Annotated in this window: 14 protein-coding genes; 5 read left to right on the forward strand and 9 right to left on the reverse strand. The window is 57.0% G+C overall.

Translation table 11 applies throughout. The annotated features are described in order from the left end of the window. Positions 1–13 precede the first annotated feature (13 nt). From IPJ12_15475 to IPJ12_15485, 3 genes are read right to left on the reverse strand one after another with little or no spacing between them, the layout of a single operon-like run. Positions 14–727 (reverse strand): ABC transporter ATP-binding protein, encoded by a 714-nt coding sequence (locus IPJ12_15475; protein ID MBK7648502.1) that lies wholly within the window; start codon positions 725–727, stop codon positions 14–16. Between the two features lie 4 nt (positions 728–731). Next, positions 732–1,886, reverse strand: a complete 1,155-nt coding sequence (locus IPJ12_15480) for an efflux RND transporter periplasmic adaptor subunit (protein ID MBK7648503.1) — start codon at positions 1,884–1,886, stop codon at positions 732–734. Between the two features lie 8 nt (positions 1,887–1,894). Beyond that, positions 1,895–2,482 (reverse strand): hypothetical protein, encoded by a 588-nt coding sequence (locus tag IPJ12_15485; GenBank protein ID MBK7648504.1) that lies wholly within the window; start codon positions 2,480–2,482, stop codon positions 1,895–1,897. Between the two features lie 227 nt (positions 2,483–2,709). Here IPJ12_15485 and IPJ12_15490 point away from each other — a divergent pair, with 227 nt between their 5' ends. The 5 genes from IPJ12_15490 (at position 2,710) to IPJ12_15510 (ending at position 9,277) form a co-directional block, all read left to right on the forward strand. Further along, complete coding sequence (locus tag IPJ12_15490) at positions 2,710–5,877, forward strand: response regulator (GenBank protein ID MBK7648505.1); 3,168 nt, start codon at positions 2,710–2,712, stop codon at positions 5,875–5,877. Next, positions 5,874–6,962 carry a two-component system response regulator gene (locus IPJ12_15495; GenBank protein MBK7648506.1) on the forward strand — a complete coding sequence of 363 codons (1,089 nt, stop codon included), beginning with the start codon at positions 5,874–5,876 and terminating at the stop codon, positions 6,960–6,962. Before IPJ12_15490 ends, IPJ12_15495 begins: the two co-directional genes overlap by 4 nt. Before the next feature lie 6 nt (positions 6,963–6,968). Continuing rightward, positions 6,969–8,246, forward strand: a complete 1,278-nt coding sequence (locus tag IPJ12_15500; protein MBK7648507.1) for a hypothetical protein — start codon at positions 6,969–6,971, stop codon at positions 8,244–8,246. A 32-nt stretch (positions 8,247–8,278) separates the two neighbouring features. Next, complete coding sequence (locus IPJ12_15505; protein ID MBK7648508.1) at positions 8,279–8,671, forward strand: hypothetical protein; 393 nt, start codon at positions 8,279–8,281, stop codon at positions 8,669–8,671. 252 nt (positions 8,672–8,923) lie between these two features. Continuing rightward, the gene (locus IPJ12_15510) at positions 8,924–9,277 is read left to right on the forward strand and encodes a RidA family protein (GenBank protein ID MBK7648509.1); all 354 of its coding nucleotides are present in this window, start codon (positions 8,924–8,926) and stop codon (positions 9,275–9,277) included. 358 nt (positions 9,278–9,635) lie between these two features. Here IPJ12_15510 and IPJ12_15515 read toward each other — a convergent pair whose 3' ends face one another. From IPJ12_15515 to IPJ12_15540, 6 genes are all read right to left on the reverse strand, one after another. Next, a complete protein-coding gene (locus IPJ12_15515; protein MBK7648510.1) occupies positions 9,636–10,367 on the reverse strand; it encodes a hypothetical protein in 732 nt (243 codons plus the stop codon). A gap of 31 nt (positions 10,368–10,398) precedes the next feature. Beyond that, positions 10,399–11,292, reverse strand: coding sequence for a DUF3365 domain-containing protein (locus tag IPJ12_15520; protein ID MBK7648511.1), 894 nt, complete (start codon positions 11,290–11,292; stop codon positions 10,399–10,401). Positions 11,293–11,368: 76 nt separating this feature from the next. Next, on the reverse strand, positions 11,369–12,187 hold the full coding sequence (locus IPJ12_15525) for a peptidoglycan DD-metalloendopeptidase family protein (GenBank protein MBK7648512.1): 819 nt from the start codon (positions 12,185–12,187) through the stop codon (positions 11,369–11,371). Next, positions 12,184–13,065: a zinc metallopeptidase gene (locus IPJ12_15530; protein ID MBK7648513.1), complete on the reverse strand. Its 882-nt coding sequence runs from the start codon at positions 13,063–13,065 to the stop codon at positions 12,184–12,186. The genes IPJ12_15525 and IPJ12_15530 overlap by 4 nt, the downstream gene beginning before the upstream one ends. An 11-nt stretch (positions 13,066–13,076) precedes the next feature. Then, positions 13,077–13,889: an orotidine-5'-phosphate decarboxylase gene (gene pyrF, locus IPJ12_15535; GenBank protein MBK7648514.1), complete on the reverse strand. Its 813-nt coding sequence runs from the start codon at positions 13,887–13,889 to the stop codon at positions 13,077–13,079. A gap of 8 nt (positions 13,890–13,897) precedes the next feature. Next, on the reverse strand, positions 13,898–15,067 hold the full coding sequence (locus IPJ12_15540; protein MBK7648515.1) for a class I SAM-dependent methyltransferase: 1,170 nt from the start codon (positions 15,065–15,067) through the stop codon (positions 13,898–13,900). Between the last annotated feature and the right edge of the window lie 20 nt (positions 15,068–15,087).

A 15,087-nucleotide genomic window follows, 5' to 3' on the forward strand; every position in this document is an offset into this window, starting at 1 on the left:
GTGGTTCCCACGGTCAACCGGAATTTTTGGCCAAAATTGAAATGCCTGACTGCTGCGAATCGCTCTTCAGGCGCCCGTCTTCCATGACCAGCTGGCGTTTGGCGCGGGCGCCCATGCCCTGGTCGTGGGTGACGACGATCAGCGTGACGCCCTTGGCGTTGAGTGCTTCGAGCAGATTGACCACTTCTTCGCCGGTATGCCGGTCGAGATTGCCGGTTGGCTCGTCGGCGAGGATCAGCGCCGGTTGCATGATCGTGGCGCGGGCGATGGCGACGCGCTGGCGCTGGCCGCCGGAGAGTTGATCCGGCTTGTGGTCGGCGCGCGTGTCGAGGCCGAAATCCTTGAGTGCCTGCGTGACCCGCTTGTTGCGCTCGGCCACCGGAATGCCGGCCAGCGTCATCGGCAGCGCGATGTTCTCGGCCGCCGTCAGGCGGGGCACGAGATGAAAGCTCTGGAAGACGAAGCCGATCCGTGTGCTGCGCACAGTGGCTTGCTCGTCGGGCGACAGCGTCGTCACGTCACGGCCTTCCAGCTTGTATGTTCCTTCGTTGGGCGGGTCGAGCAGGCCGAGGAGGTTGAGCAAAGTCGATTTGCCGGAGCCGGATGGCCCCATCACGGCAACGTATTCGCCGGCTTCGATCTGCAGATTCAGCCCGGCCAGCGCATGGACCGTCGTGTCGCCGAGCAGGAAGCGGCGTTCGATGCCGGAAAGTTCGATCAGCGCCATGCGCCTACTTGGCCTTGGTTTGCGATTTGTCGTCTGGCGTCACCTTGGCACCAGCCTTGACGCCTTCCTTGTCGAGCGAGGTGACGATGCGGTCGCCGGCTTTCAGACCATCAAGAATCTCGGTGTATTCCCAGTTGGCCAGTCCGGCCTTGATCGGACGATCTTCCAGCTTGCCGCTATCGGCGTTGAAGAGCAGCACCTTGCCACCTTCCTGAATGGCAGCGGTCGGGATGCGCAGTACCTTGTCATGGCCAGCGAGAATGATCTCGACGTCCGCGCTATAACCGACGAGCAGTCGGCCAGCTTCATCCGGTTTATCGAGATCGACCTCGATGTCCACGGTCCGTGCTTGCTTTTCGATCGCCGAAACGTAGGGGGCAACACGGCGAACCTTGCCTGGCAGCGTGCGCCCAGGCAGCGCGTCGAGGGTGACGCGGACCGGCTGGCCAACCTGGATCTTCGGCGCATCGACCTCGTCCATCGGCGCCTTGACATAGAGGCAGGAATCGTCGATCAGGTCGATGGCCGGCGGCGTCGGCACGCCGGGGGGCGAGGGCGTCGAGTACTCGCCCAGTTCACCGACGATCTTGGCGACGGTGCCGTCGAACGGCGCGTACAAGGCGACGCGACCTTGCTCGACACGGGTGGCCTTGAGCTTGGCTTCGGCCTGTCCGACATCGGCCTTGGCCGTATTGCAGGCAGCGCGGCGAACTTCAGCATCGGTGCGGGCTGCCTCTTCCTTGCTGGTCGAAACGAAGCCCTTGGCGCGCAACTCACTTTGTCTTTTTGCCTCTTTTTCCGAGTTGACCGCAGCAATGCAGGCTTCATCGACACGTTTGCTGCTCAGCGTGATCTGCGCCTGAGCAAGGGCAGTATTGGCTTGTTGGTCGTCATTCCACAGCTTGAGAAGAAGCTGACCCTTCTTGACCTTGTCGCCTTCCTTGACGCCAAGGTATTCGATGCGCCCGCCGATGATCGTCGACAGTTTTGTGCGCTGGCAGGCCTCAATGGTGCCGGCGCGGGTGTTGGCCAGCGTTGCCTCAACCTTGCCTTCGGCAACTTCCTTGAGAACGACCGGGATCGGCTTGGGGCGGGTGATCCAGAACAGGCCTCCGCCGAGAATGGCGAGGATGACAACGATGATGGCAATGCGACGCATGATCTTTCCTATCGAAAGCCGGGCAGCCAGCCGGATTGGGCGTAGCTTGGTGCGGGTTCGAGGGCGCCCTGATAAAGTGCCTCGATGACGGGTGGTTCCTGCCAGGGTTCGTTCATGAAGGTCAGGCCGATTTCTTCGACCGTACGGCCCGACCAGTAGTGCTCGGCGACTTCGTCCAGCGCACTCAGTGACAAGCTGTGTGGCAGTCGAAGGTAGTCAAGCCAGCTGGCGTCATGGAAGGAGCAGATATACGCTCCTTTCGTCCTGGCGCATACGAGATTCTTGCCGAAGACGCGCTGCGGATGCTTGGTACGAAAGGTCATGGCATCCGTGCGTGTGGCGAATTGCAGCATGGCGTGCAGGCGGCTGGGGAAATGGTTGTAGCGACGCTGGCGGAAGTACTCCAGGTGGTATTCGGCAAAATAGTTTTGTACCGACAGTAACTGGTCGCCGGGCGTTGGCGCTCCGCCCTCGGGGGCTGCCAGCGTGGCGCCGAACGGGCTGCCCTTGAGGATGTCCCATCCGGGCAGCTCGGCATCCGGCTCGAGCCAGCAAAAGAGCTCCAACGTGGCGCTATCCTTGATCAAGTTGTCCATGGGGCCAGCGGGGGTGGAGGAATTCCTATATTTTGGACTGCTCAAGCGCTTTTGGCCAATCGATGCGAACAAAGAAGGCAAAATCGCATAGGACAAAAGTGCTCAAATTGACATATGATTCAAATCACATAAATTTATGGGCAGGAGGGGCGTTCAGAGGGTGTTGCAGTCGCCTTCGTTTCGGCCGATCGAGGCGAACTTGACGATCCTCTTTTGCACGCTTGCAAATGAATCTTCGGAAGACTTTTTTTAGCGTATTGGTGGCGCTTGCCGGCGTGCTGGTTCTGATCGGCGGCGTGACCTTGGGCGCCTTGAAGGCCTATAACGATGCCAACGAGGCGGCGAAGCATCGTCAGGCGTCGATGGTGCTGATGAACGCGGTGCGTCACGAGGTCGACCTGCTGAGTCGTCTGGTCAGCTCCTACGTCAGCACCGCCAATCCCCGCTTCCTGATTTATTACTACGACATCCTGAGTATACGGGAAGGCACCAAGCCGGCCCCGGACGGGGTATCGGATACTTATTGGGAGCAGGTCATTGGTGGCGCGGTTGCTTATGTGCCTCCGCCTGCCAAGCCAGGCGTAGCGCTCACCGAGCGAACCAGCCAGCTTGGTTTTGATCCGACCGAGCAGGCTGTACTCCGGCGTATTTTTCAAATTTCCGACCAGATGAAACAGGTCGAGCAAATTGCCTTTGCGGCAACGCAGGGACTCTATGACCCCAAAAAGCAGGAGTTTGTTTCAGAGGCCGCGCCACAGCCCTCTTTCGCCAGCGCTTCTCTTCACGAAGCACATTACTTGAAGCTGCGTTCTGATCTTGCGTTGGCCGTTGAGGAGTTAACCGGTCTGGTTGACCAGCGCACGACCAAAAACCTGACCCATGCAGGCGAGTTGCTGCATCGCTGGATTGTTACAGCATTGCTGCTCCTTCTGGCAGCAGGCATTGTTCTGATCCTCAGTTATAACTACCTGAAAAAACATCTCCTCGCCCCGCTGACTGCATTGCACAAGACAGCCATGGCGCTGGCCGAGAAGTCCTTCAGTGAACGTGTGGTTGACCTGCAGGGTGTCGAAGAAGTGCAGTCCCTTGCCGCCACCATCAATAGCATGGCGGCTGCCATCGAGGCAGATATCGAGCAACGCGAGCTGGTTCAGCGTGCCTTGCGCCAGGCTCGGGCGAGGGCTGAAGTGGCGGCCGATGCGAAGTCAATTTTTCTGGCCAACATGAGCCACGAAATTCGCACGCCGATGAATGCCATTCTCGGCATGGCTTATCTCGCGCTCAAATCCGGCCTGCCGCCCAGGCAGCACGACTATGTCTCAAAGATTCACGCTGCCGCTCGTTCGTTGCTCGGGATACTCAACGATATTCTCGATTTTTCAAAAATCGAGGCCGGCAAAGTTGCCTTGGAGGCGGTGCCTTTCGATCTGGAACAGGTGGTGCAGAACGCACTATTCATGGTGCAGCAGAAAGCTGAAGGGAAGCGGATCGAGTTGATTGTCGATTTTGACCCGAGTAAAAGCCTGCATCATCTGGTGGGTGACCCGTTGCGCCTTGGGCAGATATTGATCAACCTGCTTTCCAACGCCGTCAAATTCACCGAGACAGGCCACGTTCGACTGAGCGTCAGGCAGCAAGAGTCTGACCAGGAGGCCACGAACATTGCCTTTCGTGTCGAAGACAGTGGGATTGGCATGACGCCTGAGCAGGTCGGTCGCCTGTTCCAGGAGTTTTCGCAGGCAGACGGGGCAACAACGAGGAAATACGGTGGTACCGGGCTTGGGCTTGCAATCTCGAAGCGTTTGCTGGCTGCCATGGGTAGCGAAATTTTGGTTGAAAGCGAAATTGATCAAGGCAGTGTTTTTCATTTTTCGTTACGCGTGCCACTTGCACCTGGTTTTGCTGAAACACCGGATGACAAACCACAAATTGCCTGCCAGCGTGGACTGGTGGTGGCCGATTATCCGGCAGTACGCGAAAGCATGGCGGCAATGCTTGTGGCTATGGGATGCCAAAAAGTTGATCAGTCGCCGGGGGGGGAAGACGCTTTGCTCAGACTGACAGCAGCTGCATCGGAAAATGGACACCCCTACGAGCTGATGCTGCTTGACTGGCTGATGCCCAATATGTCGGGGGGAGAGTTAATCGACGCACTTCGGGCGCGAGGGATTCCATTGCCCCCGAAGCTGATTGTCGTATCGTCGGCCGATGCCGTTTTGTTGCGTTACGAGGCCAATCAGCCGGAAATCGCCGATGTGGTTCAGAAGCCGTTATTGCCTAATGTGCTGCGTCGGATTTTCGACTTGGGGGGTAACGACTATCAGGCCAGGCTGGAGTCTTCAGTCCCTCGTCCCGGTTGCCTGCAGGGCATGCCAATTTTGTTGGTAGAGGATAACGAGGTTAACCAACAGGTTGCGGGTGAGATACTTAAAGGCTGGGGTGCGAACGTTGAAATTGCTGCCAATGGTCAGATCGCACTTGACAGGCTATTCTCTCAAGCTCCGGATCGTTTCTCGCTGGTTTTGATGGATATTGAAATGCCGGTCATGGATGGCCGGGAGGCAACGCGACGATTGCGGAATGACGAGCGTTTCCGCGACTTGCCGATTATCGCGATGACTGCCCATGTGGCCGGGCACGGCATGAAAGACGGCTTGGCAATGGGGGTTAGTGGCTACATTGCCAAGCCATTTGAACCCGATGAACTGTTGGCTATGGTGCAGCCCTACTGGCGGGCGCCGGAAGGGCCGGCGTTTTCGCCGGCGGAGCTGGCGCAAGAGAATGAGGGTGAACAGGCGTTTATCGCCGCTGTAGATTCGGTTCTGGAGATTGATTCGGTGGTTTTGCTCCGCCGGTTTGCAGGAAGGCTTCCCTTCTTGGCGCATACCTTGCGGCAGTTTATTGGGGATTGTCAAAACTGGTCGGAGCGCCTGAGCGAGACATTGGCTTCGGGAGATCTTGAAACGGCTCGGCGGCAAGTGCACACACTCAAGGGGCTTGCGGGGACTTTTGCCATGAAGCGTTTGCAAGCGGCGCTTTATCACCTTGAAAACGCTATCAGAAGCGGTGTTGTCGAGCCGTTTGGCGAAATTGCCGAGGTTGATGTTCAATTGTTGCCATTGCTGGCGGGGCTGGAGCGTTTGCCCGCCAGATTGTCTGAGCCGGATGCGGATGGCGACGACAGACCAATTGATGTCGTGCTGGCAAGACTGAATTCCCTGCTGCTTGAGGGGGATGGCGAGGTCGAAGAGGTTTGGCGCCTTAATAAAGGACGTATGGCTGGCTTTTATTCTCCGCGACAGATTGCGGGCATTGACCATGCGATCGGACAATGGAATTTTGATGAGGCTCTGGTCATCCTGGCGCAGGGTAATCATGGAGGTGGCGGACAGTGACGAGAGACGGCAACGCAAGCATCCTGGTAATCGACGATACCCCGGCAAATCTCAGCTTGCTCAACCAGTTGTTGCGCACGCATTATCGCGTCAGACTTGCCAATAGTGGCGCCAGAGGGCTGGAGCTGGCAGTTAGCGCTCCGCCGGATCTCATTTTGCTCGACATCATGATGCCGGATATGGATGGGTACGAAGTTTTTCGGCGACTAAAGGCGCTGCCGGAAACAGCCGGCGTACCGATTATTTTTCTGACGGCAAAGGTGGGCGCGGAGGATGAGGAGTTTGGCTTGGCAATGGGGGCGGTCGATTTCATTCACAAGCCCATTGCACCGTCGGTTGTTCTGGCGCGGGTACGCATTCACCTTCAAATCAAGACTTGGCAAACCTTCCTTGAGGACAAAAGTGCCTGGCTGCAAGCTGAGGTTGAGCGGCGGGTCAATGAGGTTGTCCATCTTCAGGAAGCATCGATTCGTGTCATGGTTTCATTGGCCGAATTTCGGGATGAATGTACGGGCAACCATATTCGTCGAACCCAGGACTACGTGCGTCTTCTTGCCGAGTATCTGAGCAAGCAGGATCGCGATCGTGACGCATTGACTCCCGAGAAGATTGACCAGATTGCCAAGGCTTCCCCCTTGCATGATATTGGCAAAATTGCCATTCCTGACCACATTCTGCTCAAGGCCGGGAAGCATACACCGGAAGAGTTTGAAATCATGAAGACGCACTCGGTCAAGGGGGAGAGCATGTTGTTACAGTCCCAGCGGGAACTTGGCGACGAGAATCTGATGCTGCTTTTTGCTGGTCAGATAGCCCGCAGCCATCACGAGCGCTGGGATGGTAACGGCTATCCCGATGGACTTGCCGGAGAATCTATTCCTTTGCCGGCCAGGCTGATGGCTGTGGCCGATGTATATGATGCCCTGCGTTCGCGCCGCCCCTACAAGCCGGCATTCAGTCATTCGGAAGCCGTTGATATTTTGCTCGAAGGAAGAGGGAAACATTTTGACCCCTTGCTGATTGACGCTTTTGTCGCGCTTGAAAGCACTTTTTTGGAAATTGCTATCAAGTTAGCTGATGAATGAGCCGTTATGCAGAATATGAACGCGAATTTCCTCGGGGGCATGTCAATCACCTTGCTGAGAGCTTGGCTGCTGACCATGGCTGTAGCGCTGCCGGCACAGGCGGTGGATTTCACGTTGTCAGGGTTTGGTACAGCAGGCTATGCGCAATCAGATAACGCAGCAAATTACCAACGCTTTATAAACGATAACGGTACTTTCAAGCGCGACAGCATTCTTGGCGCCCAACTGGATGCGCGGTTTTCCCCGGAGTGGGGCGCTACCATTCAAGCCAAAGTCGCTCCGTCTGATCATTCAGATAGTGATTACCAGGCCTCAATGGCTTGGGCTTTTGTATCGTGGCGGCCTGCGGATGACTGGCTGATCAGGGCGGGAAAGATTCGCCTGCCGCTGATGCTGAATACGGAAAATAACGATGTCGGCGCTACTTTCGATTTCGCCCGCCTGCCTCAGGAGGTGTATTCGATTTCGCCGATGACTGATATTGTCGGCTTGGGTCTTAGCAAGACTTGGGTTGGTGACAGCGTCGACTGGATTCTTGAGGCTTATACCGGTACTGCGAAAACGCAATGGCGATTTTACAACCGCGATTCAAGCGTTGATCGACCTCAGGCAGGAAGCTGGTTTTTACCTATTAATATAACCAGTACCGGGATGGTACTTACCGCGCGTAGCCTAGACAATGTTTTCAGAATCGGTTTTCATGAGGTTGAGGCATCGAGAGATGGTGCCAAGATCGGTGCGCCGATAATCTCCACCCCAATCGGCGGTGGTTATGTTGCCTATAGTGTGGGGTCAGGTGGCAGCGACAAAGTAACAGTTCCTGTTTTTACGCTTGGGGCGAGCGCCCTCCTTCCGGCAGATATCAGAATGACCGGCGAGTACGCAAAAATCAGTGTTGATAGTGTTACTGAAGGCTTGAGTCGATGGGGGGCGTATCTCGCACTTTCTAGGCGATTTGGTGCCTGGACGCCCTACGCATATATCGCGAGGATGAAGTCGACAGATTCGTCAATTGAAAAATATAAAAGAATAAATGGGAATACCTTGCCAAGCGTGGCATTGACCAATCAGCAGAAATTTCTGGCTGACGTCGTGGCTCCTTATGACCAGGCTACGGTGGCGGTTGGCGCTTCGTATCGCCTGACACCAACGAGCCTAATAAAGGCAGAGATTTCCCAGGTTCGTACCGGAGATGTTTCCAGTTTCATAGATGCACCCTCTGGTGGCGATAGCGCCCATAAGCGTCTCGATGTTTTTTCGCTCTCCTATAGTTTTATTTTCTGAGCGCGATGAGACGATGTAGCCTCCTCCTCTTCATGCCTTTTCTGCTCACCAGCGGGATGGTTTGGGCTGCGGGTGACGATATCGTGGTGATTGCGCACGCCTTAGTGCCGAAAACCGATCGAGTCACGCTTCAGCGCCTCTATACGGGACGCATTGTTTCCATCAGCCAGCAATCGGTTGTGCCGATCAATCTGCCAGCGGGAGCTCCGGCGCGTGACGAGTTTCTGCAATGGGTCATGGAGCAGAATGAGGAACAGTACACCGGCTACTGGCTGGTCCGGCGTTATGTTGGAAAAGGATCGTCCCCCAAGGAGTTGGGAAGTGTTGATGAGGTTGTGAAGTACATCGCGGCAACGCCGGGGGCTGTCGGGTACGTACCTACGTCCAAAGTGCCACCCGGCACCAATGTGATTTTCAAGCGTTAACTTGCTGGCTTTTTTCTGTCGGAGTGATAAGCTGAGGTCGTGCTGTGGTTTGTAGCGATCCCGGTGCTAAGTGGTTTTACCCGCTACGCTGCTGGAGAGTATATGGCTGTTTTCGATAGAGGTATTCTTGAGATGACTGTGTAGCACTCCTTAACGGCGAATAGCCGATTGCCCCAGCCGAATGAGCCGGGGTTGCAGTATCAGAAGCCCATGCCTGAAACGCATGGGCTTCACGCTTTCAGGTGGTCAAAAATGTCGATTCAACGTCACGGCGTAACTCGCCGATATTCCGATAGCGCTGTCTATGGCGACACCGTTTATCTGGTTGAGGTGCCCTCTAACCTGGATTCTGGCATGGTGGCCCAAGCAGAAAATTTGCTGGCCAGTGTCGACAAGCTCCTGGCACAGGCGGGTAGCAACAAATCCCATCTGTTGATGGTGACTATTTATTTCGCAGATATGGCCGATTACGATGCCATGAATTTGGTCTGGGATGCCTGGGTGCCTGAGGGCTGTGCGCCGCCGCGTGCCTGCGTACAGGCTCGGCTGGCAAATTCAAAATATCGGCTGGAAATGGCGTTGACCGCGGCGATCATTCAAGGCTGAACATCTGCACTGCAGTCGCAGCCTTTGCCTGCGGCGATCCAGCGGGAGATTGCTCGCTTGATCAATATGCGGCCGGCCGCGCCAATCCAGCCCAAATATTTTTCCGGGGTGGTGAGCATGCCGCAGTGATAACGAGAACCTGCTTCTGACCATTGGAGCGCCGGGCAGGGGCCGGTAAACCGCATAAAGCGCAAGCGGGCAGCAGGGCAGGTTTCCAGTGCGCAACATATGCCGCAACCATTGCACGGCGTTCCTTCAGGCGGTTTGGCTGGTGCCTTGTGATGAAGGTGAATGGTCTGCTCGTGCATGCTTGAAATACTTTATCTCGAATACGCCGATGCTGCGGGATCGCTTGGTTTTAACGGGAAGGACTGGCTGAAAAGGTGCGTGCATCCTGGCGAAATTTTTCGCGAGCGCTTGGGGGGCCGATTTCACTGGCCAGCTCTTCAATAAGTTGGCTGGTGCTAGTGCTCGAGCGCTTGGCGGCGTCGACAAGGACTTCCGCAAAAGGCCCGATGTGGGCGGCGAGGCTAGTGGTCAGATGACGCAAGAAAGGTTCATCATGAGTTGTGGTGTTTGCTTTCTCAGGCGTTGAACTGGGTACGATGGAGAACGCGAGCAGGGTGGGGGGGGCACTGTCGGTAAATAGTTTGCTAAAAATGACCGGCTGGCTGCTCCACGTACCGACGTAGTCTGCAAAATCAATGGTCGCAGCTGACGGAATATTGGCCGGCAGGCGAGCCAGTCGGCTGTGGGCAGAGCGCAGTGCGGCACCCAAAAAATTTTTGGCGGCCGGAAATATGACGCCGTGATGAACCATGAAGCGGGCGGCGCAATCCGGGTGGATGCGTCCGAATTCTGCCTGAAGGCTGAGCAGACGGCGTAGCAACGACAGCGTTTGCGTACTGTCGGGAACAATGGCCGTATAGGCGAGCTCATTGTTTTGCCCGGTGGCAGGCTGAATGTGGCAGGAGTGTGCCAGTACGCCACTGAGCAGGTCGGTAAAGCGACGTCGTGCCAAGTCGCCCCGCGCCTGCAGGCTGATGGCAATCACAGTGGCCGACTGAGGGGCGCCCAGCGGTTCGGTCACGGCTTTGGCCTCGTTGGCTGGGTATCGGCGATCACGATTTTTTCAGCAAATCCTTTTGCAGTTGCACGACCTTGATCGCCTTTTCAATACTTCGGCGCATGCGGTTGAAAGCGGTCTGCAGATTCCGGATTTCATCGGCGCCGCTTTCTTCGAATTCGGGGAGGTCAAGGTTTCCACGGCTGATCTCGTCGCTGAGCGCAGCAATGCGCTTGATCGGCGCCACGACAAGACGGGAAAGCATGATGTTGATGGTAATGAAAAGCACCACGAAGAGGCCGCCAAGGACCGCGGTGAACGTCCAGAAGGCGTGGTGTGCATTCCGCTCGGCCAAGTCGGTCGGAATCGAAATGATCTGGGCGCCGACAATTTCATTGTGCTGCCAGCCAAAGCCGTTGGCACTGCCATATTTCGCGATTAGCGAAGCCGGCGCAGCCGACGGGGTGCTGTGGCAGGCCAGGCAAGCCGGGTTGGAAATCCTGATCGGACGGGCGATGTACAGGCTGGGTCCGCTGGCTGCCTGGCGCTCACCAACGGCTTCGGTGTTGATGCCCTGCCGAAAGCTGTTGATGATGGTGGTCTCCCATTCGGCGCTCCGGTCGCGCGGATTGGTCGGGTTCAGTGTCGCTTCGCGGTAGCTGAAATCCGGATATTTTTTCTGCAGGCGGCCGAATGTTTCAATCGCTGAGTAGGCCGGCACCGTCTGCGGCAGAAAGACCTTGTCCAGCATTGGATCGAGGTGCGGCTTGATCTCGTCAATCGTATAGCTGCGCACCGCTAACGCAGCCTCCATCATCATGCCCGCATTACGCAGAACTTCGTCTTTTGCGTTGGTGAGCAGAACGCGATAAGTTACCAGCGCGCTGACCGCGAAGCCGAGGATAAAGACACCGCCGAGGGCGATATTGAAGCGGGTGCGAATGCGCATGGCGATTGGAACTAAGGAGTTGTCGGGATACTACGGTCGAATTATGACCATAAATTAAAGCCGGGAGTGCTGACGTTCAGGGACGGGCAAGAAACAGTTCGGGATCGACCGGGGTATTGTTGAGAATGACCGCCCAGTGCAAATGCGGGCCGGTGGCTCGGCCTGTGGCGCCGATAGCCCCGATCTCCTTGTCTTTCTTGATCGACTGGCCCGGCTGCACCCCGACGCGTGACAGATGCATGTAGGCGGTGATCAGTCCTTGACCATGGTCGATGAAAACAGTATTTCCGTTGAAAAAATACTCGCCGGTATCAACCACGACGCCATCGGCCGGCGCGCGGACTGGGGTACCGGCCCCAGCCGCCACATCAAGACCGGCATGCGGGTTGCGCGGCAGTCCGTTGAAAATGCGGCGCAGGCCGAAGCGAGAGGAAAGCGGGCCGCTGGCTGGCAGGGCGAAATCGGTTGCCGGTGCCGATGCGCTGAAGCGGCGCTTGATGGCGTCAGTGGTTTGCTTTTCGCGCTCGATGCGGGCCAGATCTTCCGGGTTGGGCTCGACTTTGCGCTTGTCTTTGATCGTCAGGCGTTGTTCCGGGTAATTTTTGATCTGAACAGCCACGTGCCGGATTGTTGCGGTCGACCCGAAAAAAACGCCAATTTCCAAATCCCCGGGCAGCGTATCGAGCGGGATGCCGAGCAAGGCAAACCAGCGGCCGCGATCACTGACCACGGCGATCGGTTGCTCGCCCCATCGGACACTTGGCGCTGCCTGTCCCGTCGGGCCAAGGTCGATGACTGCGACGCCGCCGGGTACTGGCGCGTTCCTCGGCAGGGCAGCAGCGCCCAGACTGCTGGCGAACAGCAGGGCGCCGATAAAGGTGCGGAGCGGGTTCAGAGTTGGGCTGCCTTGAAGGTGTTGCACTGGTTCATGTCGCCGCTTTCAAAGCCGGCCCTGAACCAGCGGACGCGTTGCTCGGAACTGCCGTGGGTAAAGCTTTCCGGCACGATGCGGCCTTGGGCCTGCTGTTGCAGTCGGTCGTCACCGATGGCCGATGCTGCGGTCAGCGCAGCTTCAAGGTCGCCGGGTTCGAGCACGCTCTTCATGGTGTCGGTGCGCTTGCCCCAGACGCCTGCCAGACAGTCGGCCTGCAGTTCCATGCGTACCGATAGCGCATTGGCCTCGACCTTGCCGGCACGCTGCTGCGCTTGATGTACCTTGTCGGCAATCCCGAGCAGGTTTTGCACGTGATGGCCAACTTCGTGCGCGATGACATAGGCTTCAGCGAATTCGCCGGGCGCGTGGAATCGGGTTTTCAGTTCCTGATAAAAGGCCAGGTCAATGTAGACCTTGTGGTCGCCAGGGCAATAGAAAGGCCCCATGGCAGTTTGCCCGGTGCCGCAGGCTGTGGGTGTGGCGCCGGAGAACAGGACCAGCTTCGGATCTTCGTACTGCTTGCCGTTGGCGCGGAAAATTTCACGCCAGGTGTCTTCAGTCGACGCCAGTACCTTGGAAACAAAGTGGGCCATTGGGTCATTGGCTGGCACCGGGTGAGCCGCCGGGGCGCTTTGCTCCATGGCCGGCATGCCGCCACCGCTGAGCATGTTGATGACGGTCAGCGGATTGATGCCGAGAAAGTAGCTGGCAACCAGCGCGATGGCGATGGTGCCAAGGCCCATGCGGCCGCCGCCCAGGCGCAGTCCGCCTCCGCCGCCTCCGCCATCACCACGACGGTCTTCGAGATTGTCGCTTTCGCGTTGGTCGTCCATGCGCATGGTGCTTTTCCTTAGCGGTATTGGTTGATGGCGTCGCGGGTTTCAAGCGCCACCTTGCGGGCGGCGTCGGCAAATCCTGCATCCTTGCCGGCGTAGAGAATGGCACGGGATGAGTTGATCATCAAGCCAGTGGCATTTTCGGTGCGTCCGGCCTTGACGGTGGCTTCAATATCGCCGCCCTGGGCGCCGATGCCGGGTACGAGCAACGGCATGTCGCCAACAATGTCGCGGACGCGGGCGATTTCGGTCGGGAAAGTGGCGCCGACAACCAGGCTGATCTGGCCCGTGCTGTTCCATTCATTAGCCGCCAGTCGGGCAACGCGTTCATACAGCCTTTCATCGCCGACATCTAGGAACTGCAGGTCGGAACCACCCGGATTGGAGGTTCGGCAAAGCAGAATGACACCCTTGTCCGGATAGGCCAGATAGGGATCGACCGAGTCACGTCCCATGTAGGGGTTGACGGTGACGGCGTCGGCCTTGTAGCGCTCGAAGGCTTCGATGGCATATTGCTCGGCGGTCGAGCCAATGTCCCCGCGCTTGGCGTCGAGGATGACCGGAATGTCTGGGTGCTTTTCGTGGATGTGGGTGATCAGTGCTTCGAGCTGGTCTTCGGCGCGGCGAGCGGCGAAGTAGGCAATCTGCGGCTTGAAGGCGCAGACGAGATCGGCCGTCGCATCGACGATGGCAGCGCAGAATTCAAAGATCTTGTCATCGCAGCCCTTGAGGTGGGCGGGGAATTTGGCCGGATCAGGATCGAGTCCGACACAGAGCAAGGAGTCATTTTTTTGCCAGGCGGCACTCAGTTGTTCGATGAAAGTCATGCAGCGTCCTAGTTTTTTTCAGGCGGTAAATAGCGGGCAAATTTTTCAGGCAACAGACAATTTTGCAGGCTGCGCTGAGTGAACAGGAAGCGGCCATCGCAGATGAAGCCGAGTTGCTGCCAGTCCACCTCGCGGTTCAGCATCATGGCGCACTCGATCAGGTCGCGACGAATGATGCGTTCGTTTTTGGGAAACAGCGCCAGTACGGAGCCGTCGAAGGCATTGCAATCGTGCAGAAAGAAGGGTTCGGCCTTGCGTGTGCGGCCATTGACGTAGATTCTCGGCTTCAGGTTGATCGGGAAATGCCGACCCCATTGCCACCAGTTGCTTTCGTCGAAGGTTTTGACCCGGCGAGCCAGCAACGTTTCCTTGTGTTTGTCGAGATGCGGATGCTTGATGCCATACAGCATGCGGCGTGTTTCGCCGGTCTCCACGGTTTTCGAATACACGAATTCCATGTTGCCCTTGGGGTGGGTGTAAATTTGGTCAGCACCGGAAACCGCCCCCACCTTGACGGTGAAAATGTCGCCAAAGCGCACGCTATGGTCTTCGCGCAGGAACATCAATTGGCCATCTACCTCGACAAAGCGACGGCCATCGGCCATCGATCGATTCATGCGGCCTTTTTCGAAACGGAAAATGGCACAGTTGGGCGTGTGATCGTCAAAGACTCGGACATCACCGGTTTCGTAAAAATGCGTGATGCTGCCTTGGGCGTAGAGCCAGGCGTTGAGCTTCTTGGCAGCGGTCAGCTTGATGAATTCGCGTGGCACGATGAAAACCAGTTCGCCGCCCGGCTTCAGGTGGCGAATGCATTTTTCGATGAAGAACAGGAAGAGATTGCTCCGCGCATCGAATAATTCGGATTTCAGGCTTTTTTTCGTGTTGACCGTGACATCCTGAAAACGGACGTACGGTGGATTGCCGATGATGGTGTCGAACTGCTCACTGAGTGGATAATCAAAAAAATCGCGAACCAGCGCGCCTTCCGGGGCAACACGTGGATCAATCTCGATGCCGACGTAGTCGCTGCCGTGCTGTTTCAAGGCATGCAAGAAGGCGCCATCGCCTGCCGACGGTTCCAGTGTTCGTCCCTTGTTGGTGCAAAGGTCCAGCATGAAAGCCACCACCTCGGGTGGCGTAAAAACCTGGCCAAGTTGTTCGACGTCGCGGGACATATTGATCTGAAGCGGCGCGC

Source organism: Betaproteobacteria bacterium (assembly GCA_016709965.1).
GTDB classification, from domain to species: Bacteria; Pseudomonadota; Gammaproteobacteria; order Burkholderiales; family Rhodocyclaceae; genus Azonexus; species Azonexus amarohabitans.

Bases quoted from the DNA above. Each gene is read 5' to 3' on its own strand.
- IPJ12_15530 (MBK7648513.1), bottom strand. From the start codon at position 13,065: ATGCGCATGGACGACCAACGCGAAAGCGACAATCTCGAAGACCGTCGT.
- IPJ12_15505 (MBK7648508.1), top strand. From the start codon at position 8,279: ATGCCTTTTCTGCTCACCAGCGGGATGGTTTGGGCTGCGGGTGACGAT.
- IPJ12_15540 (MBK7648515.1), bottom strand. From the start codon at position 15,067: ATGTCCCGCGACGTCGAACAACTTGGCCAGGTTTTTACGCCACCCGAG.
- IPJ12_15500 (MBK7648507.1), top strand. From the start codon at position 6,969: ATGCAGAATATGAACGCGAATTTCCTCGGGGGCATGTCAATCACCTTG.
- IPJ12_15485 (MBK7648504.1), bottom strand. From the start codon at position 2,482: ATGGACAACTTGATCAAGGATAGCGCCACGTTGGAGCTCTTTTGCTGG.
- pyrF (MBK7648514.1), bottom strand. From the start codon at position 13,889: ATGACTTTCATCGAACAACTGAGTGCCGCCTGGCAAAAAAATGACTCC.
- IPJ12_15510 (MBK7648509.1), top strand. From the start codon at position 8,924: ATGTCGATTCAACGTCACGGCGTAACTCGCCGATATTCCGATAGCGCT.
- IPJ12_15480 (MBK7648503.1), bottom strand. From the start codon at position 1,886: ATGCGTCGCATTGCCATCATCGTTGTCATCCTCGCCATTCTCGGCGGA.
- IPJ12_15520 (MBK7648511.1), bottom strand. From the start codon at position 11,292: ATGCGCATTCGCACCCGCTTCAATATCGCCCTCGGCGGTGTCTTTATC.
- IPJ12_15475 (MBK7648502.1), bottom strand. From the start codon at position 727: ATGGCGCTGATCGAACTTTCCGGCATCGAACGCCGCTTCCTGCTCGGC.
- IPJ12_15490 (MBK7648505.1), top strand. From the start codon at position 2,710: ATGAATCTTCGGAAGACTTTTTTTAGCGTATTGGTGGCGCTTGCCGGC.